Origin of the sequence: Mesorhizobium abyssinicae, assembly GCF_049887195.1 — a bacterium.
GTDB lineage: Bacteria > Pseudomonadota > Alphaproteobacteria > Rhizobiales > Rhizobiaceae > Mesorhizobium > Mesorhizobium abyssinicae.
In genome coordinates, this window is record NZ_JARAKC010000002.1 from 360658 (window position 1) to 380361 (window position 19704).

Sequence of the window (19704 nt, forward strand, 5' to 3'; positions counted from 1 at the left end):
GATCAGCCCTTCTTGATCCTGTAGTTCTGGTGGCAGGTGCCGCAGTCGCCGCCGATCGTGTTGAGCTGCGCCTTCAAGGCATCGACATCGGCTGGCGGAGCCGCGACTGCGGCCTTGACGTCGGCCAGGAACTTGTCCTCGGCCGCGTTGAAGCCGGCCGTATCTTCCCAGATCTTCGGCGCGGCGGTGGTGTCGCCCTTGTCGCTGCCGGCCGGAAAGAACTTCTCGGTGTCCCATTTCTCGCCATTGGCCTGCAGCGCCTGCAGCGCGGTCAGCACGGCGGCGGCGTCGAAAGCCTCCTCGCCCTTGACGACCTTCGACAATTGTCCGGCGAGCTTGCCGCGCTCCTTCATCAGGGCCTGGCGATCCTTGATCGGATCAGCGAAGGCGGCCGAACCGGCAATTGCGAGCATAGAGATGGCGAGAACAAGCTTTCTCATTCAGTGGCTCCTTGGTGAAGAGAGTTCGCGACTGGACGTTAACGGACGTCGCAAGGGAAATATTCCGTCCACTCAGCAACGATTTTCGCTTTCCGTTGCCGGCAGAAAAGAAAAAGCCCCGGTCGTGCCGGGGCTTTTTCTCCAATCAATCAGCCATTGGCCTTTTCATAGAGCTCAAGGACATGATCCCAGTTGATCAGGCTGTCGACGAAGGCTTCGAGGTATTTCGGGCGGGCGTTGCGGTAGTCGATGTAGTAGGAGTGCTCCCAGACGTCGACGCCGAGGATCGGCGAGGCGCCATGCACCAGCGGATTCTCGCCGTTCGGCGTCTTCGAGATCGCGAGCTTGCCGTCCTTGACCGAAATCCAGGCCCAGCCGGAACCGAACTGGGTGGTGCCGGCGGCGATGAAGTCCGCCTTGAACTTGTCATAGCCGCCGAGGTCGTTGTCGAAGGCCTTCTGCAGGGCCCCAGGGAGCTTGGAGCCGCCGCCGCCCTTCTTCATCCACTTCCAGAAGTGGATGTGGTTGTAGTGCTGAGCGGCGTTGTTGAAGAGGCCGGCGTTCTTGCCGAAGGACTGCTTCACCACCTCCTCGACCGAAAGGTCTCCCAGGCCGGCTTCCGCGGCGAGCTTGTTGCCGTTGTCGACATAGGCCTTGTGGTGCTTGTCGTGGTGATACTCCAGCGTCTCCTTCGACATGTAAGGCTGCAAGGCCTCGTAGTCGTAGGGCAAAGCGGGCAGCTCAAAAGCCATGGATGGTACTCCCTCATGGAAAATCCGGTGTCGATACCGGACTAAGATAGGTCTGGAATGGTTGGGGACAACTCCGGAATGAAGCGCCGGTTCCCTTTCTAGAGAGGTTCCGGAAGAGTGTCACATGGTTTTGCAGCAGGTGGCCGCGTGAAAGGAAAGCCCGGCCGCGGATCAGGCGGCGGACGCCGAATGCGCCCAGTCCCAGTAGAGCTCGCGCGCCTTCTTGGCGACCGGCCCGGGCTGGAGGTTGCGCTCCTCGATGCGGGTGATCGGCACGATCTTGGAGTGGTTGCCGGTGGAGAAGATCTCGTCCGCTTCGAGGAATTCGCGCACCGAGAGCGTCCTTTCGGTGGTCTTGAAGCCGTAGTCGCCGAGCAGGTTTATCGTGCGCGAACGGGTGATGCCGGACAGGAAGGTGCCGTTCGCCGCCGGCGTCAGCACATGGCCGTCCTTGACCAGGAAGATGTTCGAGGTTCCGGTCTCGGCGACGTTGCCCAGCATGTCCAGCACCAGCGCATTGTCGAAGCCGCGCATCTTGGCCTCGAGGATGGCGCGGCCGTTGTTGGGATAGAGGCAGCCGGCCTTGGCGTTGGTCGGCATGGTCTCGATGCTCGGCCGCCGGAACGGCGACAAGGTGATCGAAAAGCCAGCCGGCGAGATCATCGGCGATTCGTAGAGGCAAAGGCAGAAGCGGGTCGAGGCCGGATCGGCCGGCACGCCCATGTAGCCGCCATGCTCGGCCCAGTACATCGGCCTGATATAGACCGCCGTCTTGCCGTCGAACTTCTTCAGGCCATCCCAGGTCAGCCCGACGATCTTGTCGGTGGTCATGGTGGGTTTCAGGCCGAGCGCGATGGCCGAGGCGTTCACCCGCGCGGCGTGAAGCTCGAGGTCGGGCGCCACGCCCTCGAACCAGCGGGCGCCGTCGAAGACGCTGGTGCCGAGCCACATGGCGTGGCTGCGGGGGCCGAGAATGGCGACATTGCCTTCATGCCAGTCGCCGTCGACGAAGGTCCATGTCGCGGATTGCGCCGCTGCCGCCAGTGTCATTGCTCGTTCCGTCCAGATGCTTTTCGCGAAGCGGGCATAGGAAGATGCTTTGAAGGCCGCAGTCAACCGGTATCGCGGAGATTTGTTGAGGCCTGCGGCTCTTGGCCTGGCGGCTATCCGCAAGCATCGATTGGCGCTGGCCGCAATCAACGCTTGCGCTCCGCCTGCCCTCGCCTCACAACTGTCGCATGCACCATGCGGCTTATGTTTTCGACGCCTACGGCACGTTGTTCGACGTGCATGCCGCCGTGCGCCGCCATGCCGGCGAGATCGGGCCGGACGGCCAGCTGCTCTCCGACATCTGGCGCGCCAAGCAGCTCGAATATTCCTGGGTCAGGACGCTGATGGGCGCCTATGCCGACTTCTGGCAATTGACCGAGCAGGCGCTGGATTTCGCCCTGCGCAAGGTACCCTCGGTCGACAGGGGGCTGCGGGCCAAGCTGCTGGAGGCTTACTGGCGGCTCGACTGCTATCCGGAGGTGCCGGCCGTGCTCAAGGCGCTCAAGGCGTCCGGCGCTCGGCTGGCAATCCTCTCCAACGGCTCGCCCGAGATGCTCGAAGCTGCGGTCAAGTCGGCCGCGCTCGACCAGGTGCTGGACGACATCTTTTCCGTCGATCAAGTCAGGCGCTTCAAGACCGACCCCTCGACCTACGACATGGTGACCACCGGCTGGCGCCTCTATCCGGATGCGGTGTCGTTCCAATCGTCCAACCGCTGGGACGTGGCGGGGGCCGCCAAGTTCGGCTTCCGCACGGTGTGGATCAACCGCGCCAACCAGCCTGACGAATACCGCGATTTCATGCCGGGATTGATCCTGCCGTCGCTCGAAGGCCTGCTGACCGCTTGAGGTAGGTTGGTATTCAGGGGATGCCGACTTGACCTGGATCTCAACATAGCTTGGGGTCGCCAGGCCGCATGTGGCCGTGGCGCAACAGGCCGGATGCGGTCACAGCTTTGCCTTTGTTTGTCCACCCTGAGGCCAGAATCGGAACCGCCTATCGCCGCCAACTGTTAAAGGCGAGAGTGCTCCCGTTAACAGTCCGCACCGGCGCATTTATGCTTTGTTGCGACTTGAGACCTAAAAAAGGCAACCATGTTCACATCCGATCCGTCCTCCCTTCGCCTCAGCCGCCGCGGCTTTCTCAATGCCGCGGCGCTCGGCGCCGCCTCGGTCGCCGTTTCGGCTTGCGCCACGACGAGGCCGGAACCAGTCGAGCCGCCGCCGCCGGCCTATGTCGAGCCGCCGCTGGGCGACTATGCGACGATGTACGGCCCGATCTCGGACAGCGGTTTCGAAGTGCCGGCCATACCGTTCCAGAAGATCGATCCGCAATTCCTGCGCCAGATCGTTCCCGATCCGACTGGCCAGAAGCCGGGCACCATCGTCGTCGATACGACCGGCCATCACCTCTATCTGGTGCGTGAGGGCGGCCAGGCGATCCGCTACGGCGTCGGCCTCGGCCGTGCCGGCTTCGAATGGGCGGGCGACGCGGTGGTGCAGTGGAAGCAGAAGTGGCCAAAATGGACGCCGCCGGACGAGATGGTCGCCCGCCAGCCGGAGCTGAGGGAGTACAGCGCCGACAATGGCGGCATGCCCGGCGGGCTGAAGAACCCGCTCGGCGCGCGCGCGCTCTATCTGTTCCAGGGGAATGTGGACACGCTCTACCGCCTGCACGGCTCGCCGGAATGGAACTCGATCGGCAAGTCGGTGTCGTCGGGCTGCGTTCGCCTGATCAACCAGGACATCATCGATCTCTACGATCGCGTGCCCTCGAAGACGCCGGTGATCGTTACCGCCGATGTCGGCCAGCCGATGGTGGCGAGCGCCAATCGCAAAGCCATTCCGATCGACGCCGGCGTGCCCGATGGATCGATCCTGCTTGGGCCGATCAGGCGCGATACCGACGAGCTCTTCTGAAGCCTGAATCTCGTCAGCGGTGCGCGGCCAGCACAGTCGCCAGCATTGCAACACCGCGTCTCAGTACCTCCACGTCGAGCCCTGCATAGCCGAGGATGAAGCCGGCCGTTTCAGGTCGCGGCTCGGTTGGGTCATAGAGCGGCGATACCGGATAGAGGCCGATCCCGGCGGCGCGCGCAGCCGCGATGATCGCCGGCTCGCGTTCGGCATCGATGCCGTTCATCCAGGCGACGACATGCAGTCCGGTGTCGGCTCCCGCGACGGAGACTCCTGCACCCAGATGTTCGGACAACGCCTGCAGCAGGGCCTCCCTGCGCTCGGCGTTCTTCCTGCGTATGCTGCGGACGTGACGCTCATAAGCGCCGCTCGCCAGCAGGTCGCCCAGTATGTCTTGTTCCAGCATCGGAGCATGCCGGTCGGTCAGCCGTTTCGCCTCGCTAAACGCCCGGGTGAGGCTGGCGGGAACGACGAGATAGCCGAGCCTCAGGGTCGGCGAAAGCGTCTTGGACAGCGTGCCGATATAGATGACGGAGTCAGGATCGAGGGCCTGCAGCGGCGGGATGGGGGAGATGTCGTGACGGTATTCGCCATCATAATCGTCTTCGACGATGTAGGCGCCTGTAGCCTTGGCCCAGGCCAGGAGGGCGCGCCGGCGCGTCGCCGAAAGCACGCTGCCGAGCGGAAACTGATGCGACGGCGTCACGCAAGCAAGGCGGGCCGGCGGCAAGGCATCCGTCCTCAGCCCGTCGGCGTCGACCGCAACGGGCACGGCGATGCCGCCTGCCGCCGCGAAGGCATTGCGGGCCAGCAGATAGCCCGGGTTCTCGATCACAAACCGGTCGCCGGGGTCAAGCAGCAGCCGCGCGCAGAGGTCGAGCCCTTGCTGCGAGCCGTTGACGACGACGATCTGGTCCGGCGTGCAATTGATGCCGCGAGCGCGCCAGAGATAGCCCTGAAGCGCGCCGCGGGCGGCAAGGGACCCCTGAGGGTCGCCATAGCGCAGCCGCGCGGGGCGTCGCAAAATGGCTTTGTTCGACGCCCGCCGCCAGGCCAGCACCGGGAAGTCCGCCCCGGACAGGTCGCCATAGCGGAAATCGGCAAGCTTGGCCGGCTGCATTTCCGCCGGCGCAGGCAGGGCGACGAGGCGGCGGGCGAATGCCGACAGGTTGCGGGGCTGAGCGGCCGCGAGGGGCGTCTCCATCGACGGCGCCTCCAGCCCCGAGGCCACGATCGCGCGTGCTCCCGGCCGGATGATCAGATAGCCTTCGGCGTCGAGTTGGCTGTAGGCGGCCGTCACCGTGGTGCGCGAGGCGCCCCATTCGGCGGCAAAGACCCGCGTCGATGGCAGGCGGTCGCCAGGCCGGTAGGCGCCGCTGTGCACCTGCGCCTTGATCGCCGCGATGATCCGGCGCGCGACGCCATCCTTCTCCAACTGGACCACAGAGAACCTACGAAACTGGATATTTCCACCAAGCCAGACTTGCGGCATCGTCGCCTGCAACGCAAGGAGTTTCGCCATGTACATACCGCCCGCCTTCCGTGATGACGACAAGGAGAGCCTGAGAGCAACGATCCGCGCCGCGCGGCTGGCGACGCTGGTCACCGCCACGGCGGAAGGACCGCAGGCGACGCCGTTGCCACTTCTTCTCGACGAGAACGAGGGCGAGCACGGCGTGATCTACGGCCATGTCGCGAAGGCAAATCCGCAGTGGCGCGCACCGGCATTGGGCGATGGCCTGGCGATCTTCATGGGACCGGACGCCTATGTGACGCCGGCGTGGTATCAGGCCAAGCAGGAAACTGGGAAGGTCGTGCCGACCTGGAACTATGTCGCCGTCCATGCCTATGGACCGATTGAGTTCTTCGACGATGCCGACAGGCTGCTCGACGTGGTGACGCGTCTCACCACCCTCCACGAAGGCGGCCGCGCCTCGCCCTGGGCCGTATCGGATGCGCCGCCGGATTTCATCCAGGCGCAACTGAAGGGGATTATTGGCCTGCGCATGCCGATCACGCGGCTCGAAGGCAAGCGCAAGATGAGCCAGAACCGCAACGCTGCCGATCGTGCCGGTGTGCTGGCTGGCCTCGCGGCGAGCGACCGGCCATCGGACCGTGAGGTGGCTCCGCTCATCCCGGTGTGAGGTCGCTCCGCTCATCCCGGTGTGAATCCGTCATCGCGAATCTGAGCCAGTTCGCCTGGTACTTCGCCGCGGCTTCCTGCTCGCCATAACGCAGGAAGGATTGATCACGGCAGCGCTCTGTCACCGCGCTTGAAGCGACCTCCGCCCTTCTCGTGCAGACATCCTACCGCCCCCTGGCCAGGCTCCCCAGGATCCCGCGCACGATCGCGCGGCCGACAGACGAGCCGACCGAGCGCACCACCGACTTGATCGCCGCTTCGGCCACCGTCTGGCGGTTCGAGGGGCGTGGCGCCGGGGCGCGGCGGCCGCCGGACTGCGGAGCGGGATCGTCGCCAAAACCGGGAATCGTCCAGCGCGAGCGGCCGCTGTCGGCCTGTTGCGCCTGCTCTTCGGCCTCCTGCGCCTCTTTCGCCTTCTTCTGCAACAGCTCGAAGGCCGATTCGCGGTCGATCACCTGGTCGTATTGGCCCGAGACCGGGCTTTCCCCGATCAACTGGCGGCGCTCGTCCGGCGTGATCGGGCCGAGCCGCGACGACGGCGGCCGGATCAGCGTGCGCTGGACCATGGAGGGCACGCCCTTGGCCTCCAGCGTCGAAACCAGCGCCTCGCCGGTGCCGAGCTGGGTGATCGCGGTCATGCAGTCGAAATCGGGATTGGGGCGGAACGTCTCGGCCGCCGTCCTCACCGCCTGCTGTTCGCGCGGAGTGTAGGCGCGCAGGGCATGCTGGACGCAGTTGCCGAGCTGGGCCAGAACCTTCTCGGGAATATCCAGCGGGTTCTGGGTGACGAAATAGACGCCGACACCCTTGGAGCGGATCAGCCGCACCACCTGCTCGACGCGGTCGACCAGCACCTTCGGCGCGTCCTCGAACAACAGATGCGCCTCGTCGAAGAAGAAGACCAGCTTCGGCCTGTCCGGATCGCCGACCTCGGGCAATTCCTCGAACAGCTCCGACATCAGCCAGAGCAGGAAGGTGGCGTAGAGGCGCGGGTTCATCATCAGCTTGTCGGCGGCCAGCACGCTGATGGCGCCACGGCCGTCGCGGGTGGTGCGCATGATGTCGGCGATGCGCAGCGCCGGCTCGCCGAAGAAATTCGCCGCGCCCTGCTGTTCCAGCACCAGCAGCGTGCGCTGGATGGCGCCGACGGACGGCTTGGTGACATTGCCGTAGCGGGCGCTGAGCTCATCGGCGCGCTCGGCGATGTTGGCGAGCAGCGCCTGCAGATCCTTGAGGTCGAGCAGAAGCAGGCCTTCCTCGTCGGCGATGCGGAAGGCGATGTTCATGATGCCTTCCTGCGCTTCGGTTAGGTTCATCAGCCGCGACAGCAAGAGCGGTCCCATCTCCGAAGTCGTGGCGCGAATCGGGTGGCCCTGTTCGCCGAACAGGTCCCAGAAGATGACCGGGAATTCCTGGAAGTCGTAAGGGTCGAGCTTGATCTGCTCGGCGCGCTTGACCAGGAAATCCTTGGCCTCGCCCATCATGGCGATGCCGGAAAGATCGCCCTTGATGTCGGCGCAGAAGACCGGCACGCCGGCGTTGGAAAAACCCTCGGCGAGGATTTGCAGGCTGACCGTCTTGCCGGTGCCGGTGGCGCCGGTGACCAGGCCGTGGCGGTTGCCATATTGCAGCAGAAGCTGCTCGGGGCGCTGATAGCTGTCGTCGGGCTTGCGGCTGGCGCCGATGAAAATGCTCTTGTCGTCAGCCATATGTCCGGTCTCCGCAACCTGATGAAGTTAAAAGCAAAGGGCCCTCGCTGAGGTATAGTGAGGCGACACGGCAGCGACAATGCTCCAATCGCGAATCGGGCTTTCAGTCGGAGTTGGAACCGAACGCAAATCCCGACTTGCCGGGCTTCCTGCAGCTTGCGGACTTTGCGCATGTTTGGCAATCGGTCGGTGGTTCACCCGGCCGCATGCGTGGCGCATTGTGATATCGGACAGGGAACCTTAGACTGACGGTTCGAATTGATGCGGCAGAAAAATCAGGAGTGCGGATGGGCGCCGGCGCCTTGACCAGGGAAGTCGACCTTCAGAACGCTGACCGCCAGCGCTGGCTGGCGCTCGCCGAAAAGGCGCTTGCCGGCGGCTCCTTCGAGGACAGGCTGGTTTCCCACAGCGACGACGGCATCCGCATCGAGCCGCTCTATGAGCGCTCGGCCACGGCCGAACCGATGGTCAGGGCAAATCCGGGAGCGCCCTGGATCGTCAGCCAGCGCGTCGACGATCCGGATATTGGCCGCGCCAAGGCGCAGGCACTGGACGATGTCGCGCAAGGGGCGACCGGTCTGTCACTGGTTTTCGAGGGCGCGCCGAACGCTTTCGGCTATGGCCTGCCGCGAACGGCCGAGGCGCTGGAAGCGGTGCTCGACGGCGTGCCGCTCAACCGCGTCCAGGTCCGCATCGATGCCCATCCCTGGAGCCGTGCGGTGGCCGACTGGCTGGTGGCATTCCTGGGCAAGCGCCGCTCCGATCCGGCCAAGCTCAACCTTTCCTTCGGCATCGATCCGGCGGCGATCTTCGCCGGGACCGGCCGGCTGCGCATGTCGATCGAGGCGCTGCAGGAATCGATGCCGCAGTCGATGGCGCATTTCTTCTCGATGGGAGTGCCCGGCGTGCTGCTCGAGGCCGACGGGCGCGTCTTCCACAATGCCGGCGCCACCGAGGCGCAGGAGCTCGGCACGATGATGGCGTCGGCGGTCTCCTATCTCAGGATGTTCGAGAAGGCGCGCCAGCCGCTGGTCTATGCCGCACCCCATATCGGCTTCGCGCTCAGCGTCGACCAGGACCAGTTGCTGTCGATGGCCAAGGTGCGCGCCTTGCGCCGGCTGTGGGCGCGGATCCAGGAAGCCTGCTCGATCCCGGCCTCGACGGCCAGCATCCACGCCGAGACGTCCTATCGCATGATGACGGCGGCGGACCCGGAGACCAACATATTGCGCACGGCGATCGCCTGTTTCGCGGCCGCCGCCGGCGGGGCCGATTCGATCTCCATCCTGCCACACACAATCGCGCATGGGCTGCCGGCCGGCTTTGCCCGCCGCGTCGCCCGCAACGCGCAGCTGATCATGGCCGAGGAAAGCCACGTCGATCACGTCGCCGACCCCGCTGGCGGATCGGGCGCCGTCGAGGCGCTGACCAATGATCTCTGCGCGGTCGCCTGGCAAGAATTCCAGCGCATCGAGGCCGAAGGCGGCGTGCTGGCGAGCCTGCAGCAAGGCTACATCCAGAACCGCGTCCAGACCGCCGCTGCGAAGCGCAACGCCGAATACCGGACGGGCGCGCGCGCTATCGTCGGCACGACACTGTTCCGCGCGGGCAGCGAACGCCCGGTCGAAACACTGGCGGCGGAGCGGCGACCGGCGCTCACGGAAGGCGTCGCGACCTGCGAGCCGCTGTTTCCGGTGCGCATCGATCAGTCGATCGGAGCCGGCGCATGATCCCCGATTTCAGCCAGATCGGCTGGTCTGCTCCGCGCCGCGCGCCGGTCGAGCTCAAGGGCCAGCGGATGACGCCGGAAGGCATCGCCGTGAAGCATCTCTACATGCAGGGCGATCTCAAGGGCCTCGCCAATCTCGATACCTATCCCGGCTTGGCGCCCTTCGTGCGCGGCCCCTACCCGACAATGTACGTCCAGCAGCCCTGGACGATCCGGCAATATGCCGGCTTCTCAACGGCGGAAGAGTCGAACGCCTTCTACCGGCGCAACCTGGCGGCCGGGCAGAAGGGCCTGTCGGTCGCTTTCGATCTCGCCACGCATCGCGGTTATGACAGCGACCATCCTCGCGTCGCAGGCGATGTCGGCATGGCGGGAGTCGCCATCGATTCCATCCTCGACATGCGCCAGCTGTTCGACGGCATTCCGCTCGGCGAAATGACGGTGTCGATGACCATGAACGGCGCGGTGCTGCCGGTCATGGCGCTCTACATCGTGGCGGCGGAGGAACAGGGAGTTGCGCAAAAGGATCTCGCCGGGACCATTCAGAACGACATTCTGAAGGAGTTCATGGTCCGCAACACCTACATCTACCCGCCGAAACCCTCGATGCGGATCGTGTCGGACATCTTCGCCTACACGTCGCGCAACATGCCGAAGTTCAACTCGATCTCGATCTCGGGCTACCATATGCAGGAGGCCGGCGCGACGGCGGACCTCGAGCTCGCCTACACCATCGCCGACGGCATCGAATATGCCCGCGCCGGCGTCGCTGCCGGGCTCGACATCGACCGCTTCGCGCCGCGGCTTTCCTTCTTCTGGGCCGTCGGCATGGACTTCTTCATGGAGGTCGCCAAGCTCAGGGCCGCGCGCCTGCTGTGGTCGAGCCTGATGAAGAAGAATTTTGCGCCCAAGGACGAGCGCTCGCTGTCGCTGCGCACGCACTGCCAGACGTCAGGCTGGTCACTGACGGCGCAGGATCCCTACAACAACATCACCCGCACGATGATCGAGGCGATGGCGGCGACGCAGGGGCATACGCAGTCGCTGCATACCAATTCCTTCGACGAGGCGATGGCGCTGCCGACCGACCATTCGGCCCGCATCGCCCGCAACACGCAGCTCATCCTGCAGAAGGAATCCGGCACCACGCGCATCGTCGACCCGTGGGGCGGCTCGGCCTTCGTCGAGCGGCTGACGCAGGATCTGGCGGCGCGCGCGCTCGCTCACATCGAGGAGGTCGAGAGCCTCGGCGGCATGGCGGCGGCGATCGAGAAAGGCATTCCGAAGCTGCGCATCGAGGAGGCCGCGGCCCGCACCCAGGCACGCATCGATTCCGGCGAGCAGACGCTGGTCGGCGTCAACGCGCATCGGCCGCAAACCGACATCGAGGTCGACGTGCTGAAGATCGACAATGCCGAGGTCAAGGCCAGGCAGTTGGCGAAGCTGCAGCGGCTGAAGGGCACGCGCGACGTCGGCGCGGTCGAGGGCGCGCTTGCCGCGTTGACGCGGGCGGCCGAGGACGACGAGAACCTGCTTGAATTCGCCATCCGCGCGGCGCGCGCCAAAGCGACCGTCGGCGAGATTTCGCTGGCGCTGGAAAAGGTTTTTGGGCGTCATGTCGCCTCGGTGCAGACGATCTCCGGCGTCTACCGCGATGCGCTCGGCGACAATCCGGCGGTCGACAGGCTGCAGGACAAGATCGCGACGTTTGAGGAGAAATCCGGTGGCAAGCCACGTATCCTGGTTGCCAAGATGGGTCAGGACGGCCATGACCGCGGGCAGAAGGTGATCGCCACCGCCTTTGCCGATCTCGGCTTCGACGTCACCGTCGGTCCGATGTTCCAGACGCCCGAGGAGATCGCGAAACTGGCGGTCCAGCACGACGTCGACATCATCGGCGCCTCCTCGCTCGCGGCCGGACATTTGACGCTCATTCCTGAGCTCAAGGAAGCGCTGAAGAAGCTCGGCCATGGCGACATGCTGATCGTCGCCGGCGGCGTGATCCCGCCGCAGGACTATGATGCGGTGCTGAAGGCGGGTGCGGCGGAAATCTTCCCGCCGGGCACGGTCATTCCAGAAGCGGCGGACAGGCTTATGGACCGCTTGCTGGCGGCAGATTGAACATTGTCGTATACCGCTGAAAAGGTTGTGCCATAGCGATGGCTGCAACCGACGGAGGCATCGGCCATGAAGACGATCATCTCCAAGCTCGACGACGGGTCAGATGCCCTGATCTTGCCGCGGGAGTTGCTCGACAGCTTGAATCTTCAAGTGGGCGATCAGCTTCAGATCATCGAAACTGACGATGGCATCATTCTGAGGCCAGTTCACGACAACTTCGAACGGCAGATGAGTGCCGCTCGTAATGTCATGGACAAATACTCAGTCGGATTGCAGAAGCTAGCAAAGTAGACGCCGCCGGTTAGCTCTCAGCCTTGTCCGATAGCTTGGTGATCTCCCACTCCCTGCCATTGACCGACGCGATGTCGCCAAGCTTCTTGCCGAACAGCGCCACTGCCATCGGCGAGACATGGGAAATGCTGCCCTTTGAGGGATCGGCCTCGTCCTCGCCGACGATCTTCCAGTGCACTTTCTTGCCGTCATCGCCTTCCAGCGTGACGCCCATGCCGAAGCGGACCACGTCGCTGCCGGGCTCGGGCACGGAAAGCTCCGCACTCTCGCGCCTGGCGGTCCAGTAGCGCAGGTCGCGCGACACGAGCGCGATGCGCTCGCGGTCGGCTCGCCTCTCGGCCTTGCCCAATTCGTCGCGCAGTCCTTCGAGTTCCTGATCGATCATTGCCAAGCCGCGCTCCGTCACCAGGTTGCGGTGTTGGCTGATCGGACGCTCGCCTATGCCGGCGATGGCGTTTTCGCTGTCTTCTTCGCGGGTAAAAGCTCTGCTCATCCAATGAACTTAGGCCCGGTGCCGCCTCTGTACAAGCCGTAGTCCGACGTCAGGCCTGGCACGATTCCTGCGACAGGGATGGCAAAAGCCAGGACCTGTGCCGATGTTGAACAGACGAACGCTGCTCGCTCAGACCGCCGGCTTTGCCATCGCCGGCCTTTGCGCCGGCAAAGCCTCGGCCAAGGTGCTGCCCGGCATCGAGAAGGCCTCGATGCGCGGTCCGATCAACGCCACCGCGCTCGGCGTGCAGCCAGGCGCGCTTGACGACCAGAGCAAGGCCTTCACCAAGCTCCTCAACGACGCCAGCGAGCGTGACGCGCCGGTGTTTTTGCCGCAGGGCACCTATGTCGTGTCCAACCTCAGGCTGCCCGCGCGCCTGCGCCTGAGCGGCGTACCGGGCGCCACGCGCATCGTCTATGGCGGCAACGGCCATCTGATGATGGCAGAGCAGGCCGAGCATATCGAACTCGGCGGGCTGGTGTTCGACGGCTCGAACCGCTGGCTGGCCGACTATGCGCAAGGCCTGCTCGACCTGCGTCGCGTCGGCCATCTCGTCATCGACAATTGCCAGGTCACCGGCAGCGGCAAGAACGGGCTGGCGCTGGAGCATGTTTCGGGCCGCGTCGGGCGTTGCGACATTTCCGGCGCGGCGGACGCCGGCATCTATTCGGTCGAAGCCGGCGGGCTGGAGATCTCCGGCAATACGGTTTCCGACTGCGCCAATGGCGGCATCCTCGTGCATCGCTGGCAGCAGGCGGAAGACGGCACCCTCGTCAGTGGCAACCGCGTCGAGCGCATCGGCGCCAGGAGCGGCGGCACCGGCCAGAACGGCAACGGCATCAACGCCTTCCGCGCCGGCAATGTCGTGATCTCGGGCAACATCGTCTCGGACTGCGCCTTCTCGGCGATCCGCGCCAACAGCTCCAGCAATCTGCAGGTCACCGGCAACACCTGCTCGCGCTCGGGCGAGACGGCGCTCTATTCGGAATTCTCCTTCGAAGGCGCGGTCATCGGCAACAACATCATCGACGGCGCCGCCAACGGCATCTCGATCGTCAATTTCAACGAAGGCGGCCGCATGGGCGTGTGCGCGAACAACATCGTGCGCAACCTGTCGACGGTCGGCCCCTACCCCGCCGACGCGCCCGGCTTCGGCGTCGGCATCAGCGTCGAGGCCGACACCACCGTGTCGGGCAATGTCGTCGAGAACGCGCCGCTCTATGGCATGCAGATCGGCTGGGGGCCTTATCTGCGCAACGTCGTCGCCACCGGCAACATCATCCGCAAGGCCGGAACCGGCATTGCGGTGTCGGTGGTCGAGGGCGCGGAAACGGCCATCATCTCGGACAATGTCATCGATGGCGCGCTGAACGGCGCTATCGTCGGCCAGCGCTGGGCCGATCCGGCGACCGCCGACCTCGCCCAGTCAGGCAATGCCGGCTATGCGCATCTGACCGTTGAGCGCAACCACGTTAGTTGAGCGCAGCCGTCGGCCGTAGCGTGCCGACCTTGGCGCCAATCCGGCTTTCGACGGGGCGATGGGCGAGCTCCATAAGTTTTGTGGCGAGGCCTTCGTCGCTGCGCAGCAGCCTGGCCAGCATCGCGGCGATCATCACCTCGGCGGCGCGGCCGGCGCCGTCGTCGCATTTCAGCGCAATGCCGAGGCCAAGCTCGGGAACGGCGGCGCAATAGACGCCCTCGGCACCGGTCTTGACGAAGATGCGGCCGGGCGCCGCCTGCATCAGCGCGACATCGGCGCCGCCGCTGCCGGAGACCAGGAAGGGCTCGGCCATGCAGGCGGACAAGAGCCGCTTCGCCGCCCTGGCCCGCTCCGGCGCAAAGCCCCTGCCCGTCGCCATGCGGGCAAAGCCGAGCGCGAAGCTCTTCAGCGGCACGGCATAGGTCGGGATGGAACAGCCGTCGGTGCCGCAGTGGTCGACGTCATGGGCGGCACCGGTCACGGACTGCATGGCATCGCGAATCATCTCCTGCTGGGCGTGGCCGGCCTTGACGTAGCCGCGATGGGCGATGCCCGCATGCACGCAGGTGCAGAGGAAGCCGGCATGCTTGCCCGAGCAGTTGTTGTGCAGCGCGTTCGGCACGCCGCCGGCACGGGCAAGGGCTATGGTGGCGTCATGGTTCGACGGCCAATGCGCGCCGCATTCGAGCGCGGCTTTGTCGAGACCGGCTTTCGCCAGCATGGCTTGCGCCAGTTCGACATGCGCGGCCTCGCCGGTATGCGAGGCGCAGGCCAGCGCCAGTTCGCGGTCGCCGAAGCCATAGGCGTCGGCCGTACCGCTTTCGACCAATGGCAGCGCCTGGATCGCCTTCACCGCCGAGCGCGGAAACACCGGGCGCGCCGTCTCGCCGATTTCGAGCAACGGCTTGCCGTCGGCATCGAACACGGCGACCGCGCCGCGATGGGCGCTTTCGACCACCGCGCCGCGCAAAACCTCGACCAGAACCGGATTTGACATGCTGCCTCCCGCACGCGCGCGCCCAGAGGACCCCGCTTTAAATGCGGGCCGCTTCTACCTGATCCGGTCGAGAATGGAAACGTAGTTGGCAACGGCAGCGCCGCCCATGTTGAAGATGCCGCCGAGCTTGGCGCCCGGCACCTGGATGCCGCCCGCCTCGCCGGTGAGCTGCATGGCGGTCAGCACATGCATCGACACGCCGGTGGCGCCGATCGGATGGCCCTTGGCCTTAAGGCCGCCGGAGGGGTTGACCGGCAGGCGACCGTCCCTGGCCGTGGTGCCGTCCAGCGCCAGCTTCGCGCCTTCGCCTGGCTTGGCCAGCCCCATCGCCTCGTATTCGATCAGTTCGGCGATGGTGAAGCAGTCATGCGTCTCGACGAAGGAGAGGTCGTCGAGCGTCACGCCGGCCTTCTTCAGCGCCTGGTTCCAGGCCTGCTCGCAGCCCTCGAAGGCGAGGATGTCGCGCTTCGACATCGGCAGGAAATCCTGGACGTGCTCATTGGCGCGGAAGGTGACGGCGCGGCGCATCCTGAGCGCCGTCGCGGTGTCGGTGAGCACAAGCGCGGCGGCGCCGTCCGAAACCAGCGAGCAGTCGGTGCGCTTCAAGGGACCGGCGACGAACGGGTTCTTCTCGCTTTCCTGGCGGCAGAATTCAAAGCCGAAATCCTTGCGCATCTGCGCGTAAGGATTGTCGACGCCGTTCTTGTGGTTCTTGGCGGCGATCATGGCGAGCGCATCCGACTGGTCGCCATAGCGCTGGAAATAGGCCTGCGCGATCTTGCCGAAGACGCCGGCAAAGCCGGCGGGCGTGTCGCCATCCTCCGGCAGGTAGGAGGCCTTGAGCAGGTTTTTGCCGATCTCGGGGCCGGGCGTGGTGGTCATCTGCTCGGCGCCGACCACCAGCACAATGCGGGCCGCATTGGCGTCGATGGCGCGGATGCCTTGACGGACGGCGGCAGAGCCGGTGGCACAAGCGTTCTCGACGCGCGTCGCCGGCTTGAAACGCAGCCGGTCGTCGGCCTGCAAAACCAGGCTGGCGGTGAAATCCTGCGCGGAGAAGCCGGCGTTGAAATGGCCGAGCACGATCTCGTCGACATCGTCGGGACCAATCCCGGCATGGTCGAGCGCCTCGACGGCGACCTTGGTGATCAGGCCCTCGAGCGTCTCGCCCTCGAGCTTGCCGAAGCGCGAATGCGCCCAGCCGACGATGCATGCGGTCATTACAGCCTCCATTTGCCGCGCAGCCTGGCGTGTGGATCCTCAGGTGATGCCGGCCTGACCTGAACCTCCATACACGCTAGCACGTCCTGTCGCGGCATGAGATTCAATATTGTTCAACAGTGAACTTTTTTCCACCCCAGGGGATGGGCCAGACCAACAGGATCGTTTGATGCCAGCATCGATTTTTTGTTGATTGATCCGTCAATAAAAAATAATCTTATATCGAGCCCGGATCCCAAAATGCCGAAAATCGGAATGGAACCCTTGCGCCGCAAGGCGCTCATCGATGCGACGATCTCGGCGATCGGCGAGCGCGGCTCGCTGGACGTGACGATGTCGGAGATCGCTGGCCGCGCCGGCGTGTCGTCGGCGCTGGCGCACCATTATTTCGGCGCCAAGGACGAGCTTCTGTTCGCGACGATGCGGCACATACTGGCGGAGCTCAACACCGACACCAGGCGTGCGCTGCGCGCCACCGGCACTGCGCGCCAGCGCGTCTCGGCCGTGGTCGCCGTAAGCTTCTCCGACGACCAGTTCCAGCCCGAGACCATCGCCGCATGGCTTGCCTTCTATGTCGAGGCGCAGAAGTCGTCGGCCTTGCGGCGCCTGCTCAAGATCTATGCGAGGCGGCTGCATTCGAACCTGATGAGCGGGCTGACCGGCATCCTGTCCAGGGGCGGAGCGGATCGCGTCGCCGAAGCGACGGCGGCGCTTATCGACGGGCTCTACATCCGTCGCGCGCTGAAAGACGGCGTGCCGGACGCGGCGACGGCCATCGCGCTCGTCGAAGACTATCTCGAAACCAAGCTCAGCGGACGGAGCCTGCCTTGACGAGCGGACGGCCCAATTTCCTGATCGTCATGGTCGATCAGCTCAACGGCACGCTGTTCCCCGACGGACCGGCGGAATTCCTGCATGTGCCGCATCTGAAGGCACTTGCCGCCCGCTCGGCGCGCTTTGCCAACAACTACACCGCCTCGCCGCTCTGCGCGCCCGGCCGCGCCTCGTTCATGAGCGGGCAGTTGCCGTCACGCACCGGGGTCTACGACAACGCGGCGGAGTTCACGTCCTCGATCCCGACTTTTGCCCATCACCTGCGATCTGCCGGCTACTACACCTGCCTGTCTGGCAAGATGCATTTCGTCGGGCCGGACCAGTTGCATGGCTTCGAGGAGCGGCTGACCACCGACATCTATCCGGCCGATTTCGGCTGGACGCCGGACTATCGCAAACCCGGCGAGCGCATCGACTGGTGGTATCACAATCTGGGCTCGGTGACCGGCGCGGGCGTCGCCGAGACCACCAACCAGATGGAGTATGACGACGAAGTCGTGTTCCTGGCCACGCAGAAGCTCTACCAGCTTTCGCGAGAGCAGGACGATGCGGACCGGCGGCCCTGGTGCCTGACCGTTTCGCTGTCGCACCCGCACGACCCGTACGTCGCGCGCAAGCAGTATTGGGACCTCTACGAGAATTGCCAGGCGCTGGACCCCGAAACCGGGTTCATCGCGCATGACGAGCAGGACGCGCATTCGCAGCGGCTCTACCACGCCAGCGACTATTCCTCTTTCGCGATCACAAGCGACCAGGTGCGCCGTTCGCGGCGCGGGTATTTCGCCAACATCTCCTATGTCGACGACAAGCTCGGCGAGCTGCTGGACGTCCTCGGCCGCGCGCGCATGCTCGACGACACCGTCATCCTGTTCTGCTCGGACCATGGCGACATGCTCGGCGAGCGCGGGCTGTGGTTCAAGATGAGCTTCTTCGAGGGTTCGGCGCGCGTACCGCTGATGATCGCCGGCAAAGGCGTGCCGGCCGGGCTGATCGAGGCGCCGGTCTCCAATCTCGACGTGACGCCGACGCTGTGCGACCTCGCCGGCATCGACATGGGCGCCATCGCTCCGTGGACCGACGGCCAGTCGCTGCTGCCGCTCGCCAATGGCGGGCAGCGCACCGCGCCCGTGTTGATCGAGTATGCCGCCGAAGGCTCCTACGCGCCGCTGGTGGCGATCCGCGACGGCAAATACAAATTCGTCCATTGTGAACTCGACCCGCCGCAATTGTTCGACCTCGAAGCCGATCCGCTCGAGCGTGACAACCTCGCCGACGATCCGGCCAACGCGGCGCTGGTCGCGGCGTTTATGGACAAGGTCCGGGCGCGCTGGGACATGGCCGCTTTCGACGCCGCCGTGCGCGAGAGCCAGGCGCGCCGCTGGGTGGTGTATCCGGCGCTGCGCAACGGCGCCTATTACCCCTGGGATTTCCAGCCGCTGCAGAAGGCGTCCGAGCGCTACATGCGCAACCACATGAACCTCGACAATCTCGAGGAGAGCAAACGGTATCCGCGAGGCGAATGATGACAACGCTCGTCCCCTCACTCGACCATCTCAAAATGGCCTATGCCGTCACCTCTGCCGCAACGCAGGTGACGCCATTGCTGGAGTCGACCGCGCTCGCCAGGGAGACGGGTGCGGCGCGTGTCTTCGTCAAGCCGGAATCGCTGCAATGGGCCGGCTCCTTCAAGGTGCGCGGTGCCTACTGGCGGCTGAAGCAGCTGTCGCCGGATGAGGCCAAGAAAGGTGTCGTCGCCTACTCGTCCGGCAATTTCGCGCAAGGGCTGGCCGCCGCCGGCCAGGCGCTCGGCATTCCCGTCACCATCGTGATGCCGATCGATGCGCCGGCCGCCAAGCGTGAGGCCACCGCCGGCTATGGCGCGCGCGTCGTGCTCACCGACCATGGCGATCGCGCACGCGAGGAAGTGGCTGCAGCCAGGGCGCGCGAGATCGCCGAGACGGAGGGGCTGACGCTGCTCCATCCCTTCGACGATCCGGAGATCGTTGCCGGCCAGGCCGGCGCCGGGCTGGAGGCGCTCGACCAGTTGGCGGCGAAGAACGCGCATGCCGACCTGGTGTTCTGCTCCGTCGGCGGCGGCGGGTTGATCGGCGGCGTGTCGCTCGCCTTCCATTACCAGTCGCCGAAGACCGAGATTATCGCGGTCGAGCCCGAGGGATTCAATGGAATGGGCTCCTCGCTGGCGCATGGCGCCATCGAGACGATGCCGATCGGGCCGAAATCGATCTGCGACGGGCTTATGGCGAGGAAGCCCGGCGAAGCGCCCTTCGCGGCGGTGAGCGCGGCCGGCGTGCGCGGCGTCACTGTCGACGACGCCTCGGTGCGGCGGGCGATGAAGATCGCCTTCGAGCGGATGAAGCTGGTGCTGGAGCCGTCGGGCGCGGCGTCGCTGGCGGCGCTGCTTGGGGGAAAGGTGAACGTGGCGGGAAAAACCGTCCTTGTTGTGGCTACCGGCGGCAATGTCTCGCTCGCCGATTTCATCTCGCATATGAACGATGGGCGCATATGAA

General features: G+C 65.2%; 18 protein-coding genes. 10 read left to right on the plus strand and 8 right to left on the minus strand.

Going from position 1 to position 19704, the window contains the following annotated elements; translation table 11 throughout:
- Positions 1–2: 2 nt before the first annotated feature.
- From PU724_RS06330 to PU724_RS06340, 3 genes are all read right to left on the minus strand, one after another.
- Positions 3–440, minus strand: a complete 438-nt coding sequence (locus PU724_RS06330; RefSeq protein ID WP_127392296.1) for a c-type cytochrome — start codon at positions 438–440, stop codon at positions 3–5.
- Positions 441–589: 149 nt separating this feature from the next.
- Positions 590–1192 carry a superoxide dismutase gene (locus tag PU724_RS06335; RefSeq protein ID WP_127392295.1) on the minus strand — a complete coding sequence of 201 codons (603 nt, stop codon included), beginning with the start codon at positions 1190–1192 and terminating at the stop codon, positions 590–592.
- Positions 1193–1363: 171 nt separating this feature from the next.
- Entirely contained in the window at positions 1364–2242 is an 879-nt protein-coding gene (locus tag PU724_RS06340) for a branched-chain amino acid aminotransferase (RefSeq protein ID WP_127283095.1), read from the minus strand.
- 188 nt (positions 2243–2430) lie between these two features.
- On the opposite strand from PU724_RS06340, the gene PU724_RS06345 reads away from it, so the two are divergent.
- The gene (locus PU724_RS06345) at positions 2431–3090 is read left to right on the plus strand and encodes a haloacid dehalogenase type II (RefSeq protein WP_127392294.1); all 660 of its coding nucleotides are present in this window, start codon (positions 2431–2433) and stop codon (positions 3088–3090) included.
- A gap of 246 nt (positions 3091–3336) precedes the next feature.
- A complete protein-coding gene (locus PU724_RS06350) occupies positions 3337–4161 on the plus strand; it encodes a L,D-transpeptidase (protein WP_127392293.1) in 825 nt (274 codons plus the stop codon).
- A 13-nt stretch (positions 4162–4174) separates the two neighbouring features.
- Here the strand turns inward: PU724_RS06350 and pdxR are convergent, their stop codons facing one another.
- On the minus strand, positions 4175–5680 hold the full coding sequence (gene pdxR, locus PU724_RS06355; RefSeq protein WP_354420860.1) for a MocR-like pyridoxine biosynthesis transcription factor PdxR: 1506 nt from the start codon (positions 5678–5680) through the stop codon (positions 4175–4177).
- Here pdxR and PU724_RS06360 point away from each other — a divergent pair.
- Positions 5679–6302, plus strand: coding sequence for an FMN-binding negative transcriptional regulator (locus tag PU724_RS06360; RefSeq protein WP_354420862.1), 624 nt, complete (start codon positions 5679–5681; stop codon positions 6300–6302). The genes pdxR and PU724_RS06360 overlap by 2 nt on opposite strands.
- Positions 6303–6465: 163 nt before the next feature.
- Here PU724_RS06360 and PU724_RS06365 read toward each other — a convergent pair whose 3' ends face one another.
- A complete protein-coding gene (locus PU724_RS06365; RefSeq protein ID WP_354420864.1) occupies positions 6466–8010 on the minus strand; it encodes a helicase HerA-like C-terminal domain-containing protein in 1545 nt (514 codons plus the stop codon).
- Positions 8011–8297: 287 nt separating this feature from the next.
- Between PU724_RS06365 and PU724_RS06370 the strand changes: the two genes are divergently transcribed.
- The 3 genes from PU724_RS06370 (at position 8298) to PU724_RS06380 (ending at position 12151) form a co-directional block, all read left to right on the plus strand.
- Entirely contained in the window at positions 8298–9740 is a 1443-nt protein-coding gene (locus PU724_RS06370; RefSeq protein ID WP_128346297.1) for a methylmalonyl-CoA mutase subunit beta, read from the plus strand.
- The gene (gene scpA / locus PU724_RS06375; protein ID WP_354420866.1) at positions 9737–11860 is read left to right on the plus strand and encodes a methylmalonyl-CoA mutase; all 2124 of its coding nucleotides are present in this window, start codon (positions 9737–9739) and stop codon (positions 11858–11860) included. The genes PU724_RS06370 and scpA overlap by 4 nt, the downstream gene beginning before the upstream one ends.
- 66 nt (positions 11861–11926) lie before the next feature.
- The gene (locus tag PU724_RS06380) at positions 11927–12151 is read left to right on the plus strand and encodes an AbrB/MazE/SpoVT family DNA-binding domain-containing protein (protein WP_292100173.1); all 225 of its coding nucleotides are present in this window, start codon (positions 11927–11929) and stop codon (positions 12149–12151) included.
- Between the two features lie 10 nt (positions 12152–12161).
- Here the strand turns inward: PU724_RS06380 and greA are convergent, their stop codons facing one another.
- Entirely contained in the window at positions 12162–12644 is a 483-nt protein-coding gene (greA, locus tag PU724_RS06385; RefSeq protein WP_354420868.1) for a transcription elongation factor GreA, read from the minus strand.
- Positions 12645–12747: 103 nt separating this feature from the next.
- On the opposite strand from greA, the gene PU724_RS06390 reads away from it, so the two are divergent.
- On the plus strand, positions 12748–14124 hold the full coding sequence (locus PU724_RS06390; RefSeq protein ID WP_354420870.1) for a TIGR03808 family TAT-translocated repetitive protein: 1377 nt from the start codon (positions 12748–12750) through the stop codon (positions 14122–14124).
- Here PU724_RS06390 and PU724_RS06395 read toward each other — a convergent pair.
- Positions 14117–15121 (minus strand): asparaginase, encoded by a 1005-nt coding sequence (locus tag PU724_RS06395; protein ID WP_354420872.1) that lies wholly within the window; start codon positions 15119–15121, stop codon positions 14117–14119. The genes PU724_RS06390 and PU724_RS06395 overlap by 8 nt on opposite strands.
- A 54-nt stretch (positions 15122–15175) precedes the next feature.
- Positions 15176–16342, minus strand: a complete 1167-nt coding sequence (locus tag PU724_RS06400) for an acetyl-CoA acetyltransferase (protein ID WP_354420874.1) — start codon at positions 16340–16342, stop codon at positions 15176–15178.
- A 240-nt stretch (positions 16343–16582) separates the two neighbouring features.
- Here PU724_RS06400 and betI point away from each other — a divergent pair, with 240 nt between their 5' ends.
- The 3 genes from betI to PU724_RS06415 are packed head-to-tail and all read left to right on the plus strand — an operon-like array spanning position 16583 to position 19703.
- Complete coding sequence (betI, locus tag PU724_RS06405; RefSeq protein WP_292100184.1) at positions 16583–17173, plus strand: choline-binding transcriptional repressor BetI; 591 nt, start codon at positions 16583–16585, stop codon at positions 17171–17173.
- A complete protein-coding gene (gene betC / locus PU724_RS06410) occupies positions 17170–18699 on the plus strand; it encodes a choline-sulfatase (protein WP_354420876.1) in 1530 nt (509 codons plus the stop codon). Before betI ends, betC begins: the two co-directional genes overlap by 4 nt.
- Positions 18696–19703 carry a threonine/serine dehydratase family protein gene (locus PU724_RS06415; protein ID WP_354420878.1) on the plus strand — a complete coding sequence of 336 codons (1008 nt, stop codon included), beginning with the start codon at positions 18696–18698 and terminating at the stop codon, positions 19701–19703. The genes betC and PU724_RS06415 overlap by 4 nt, the downstream gene beginning before the upstream one ends.
- Position 19704: the final 1 nt, after the last annotated feature.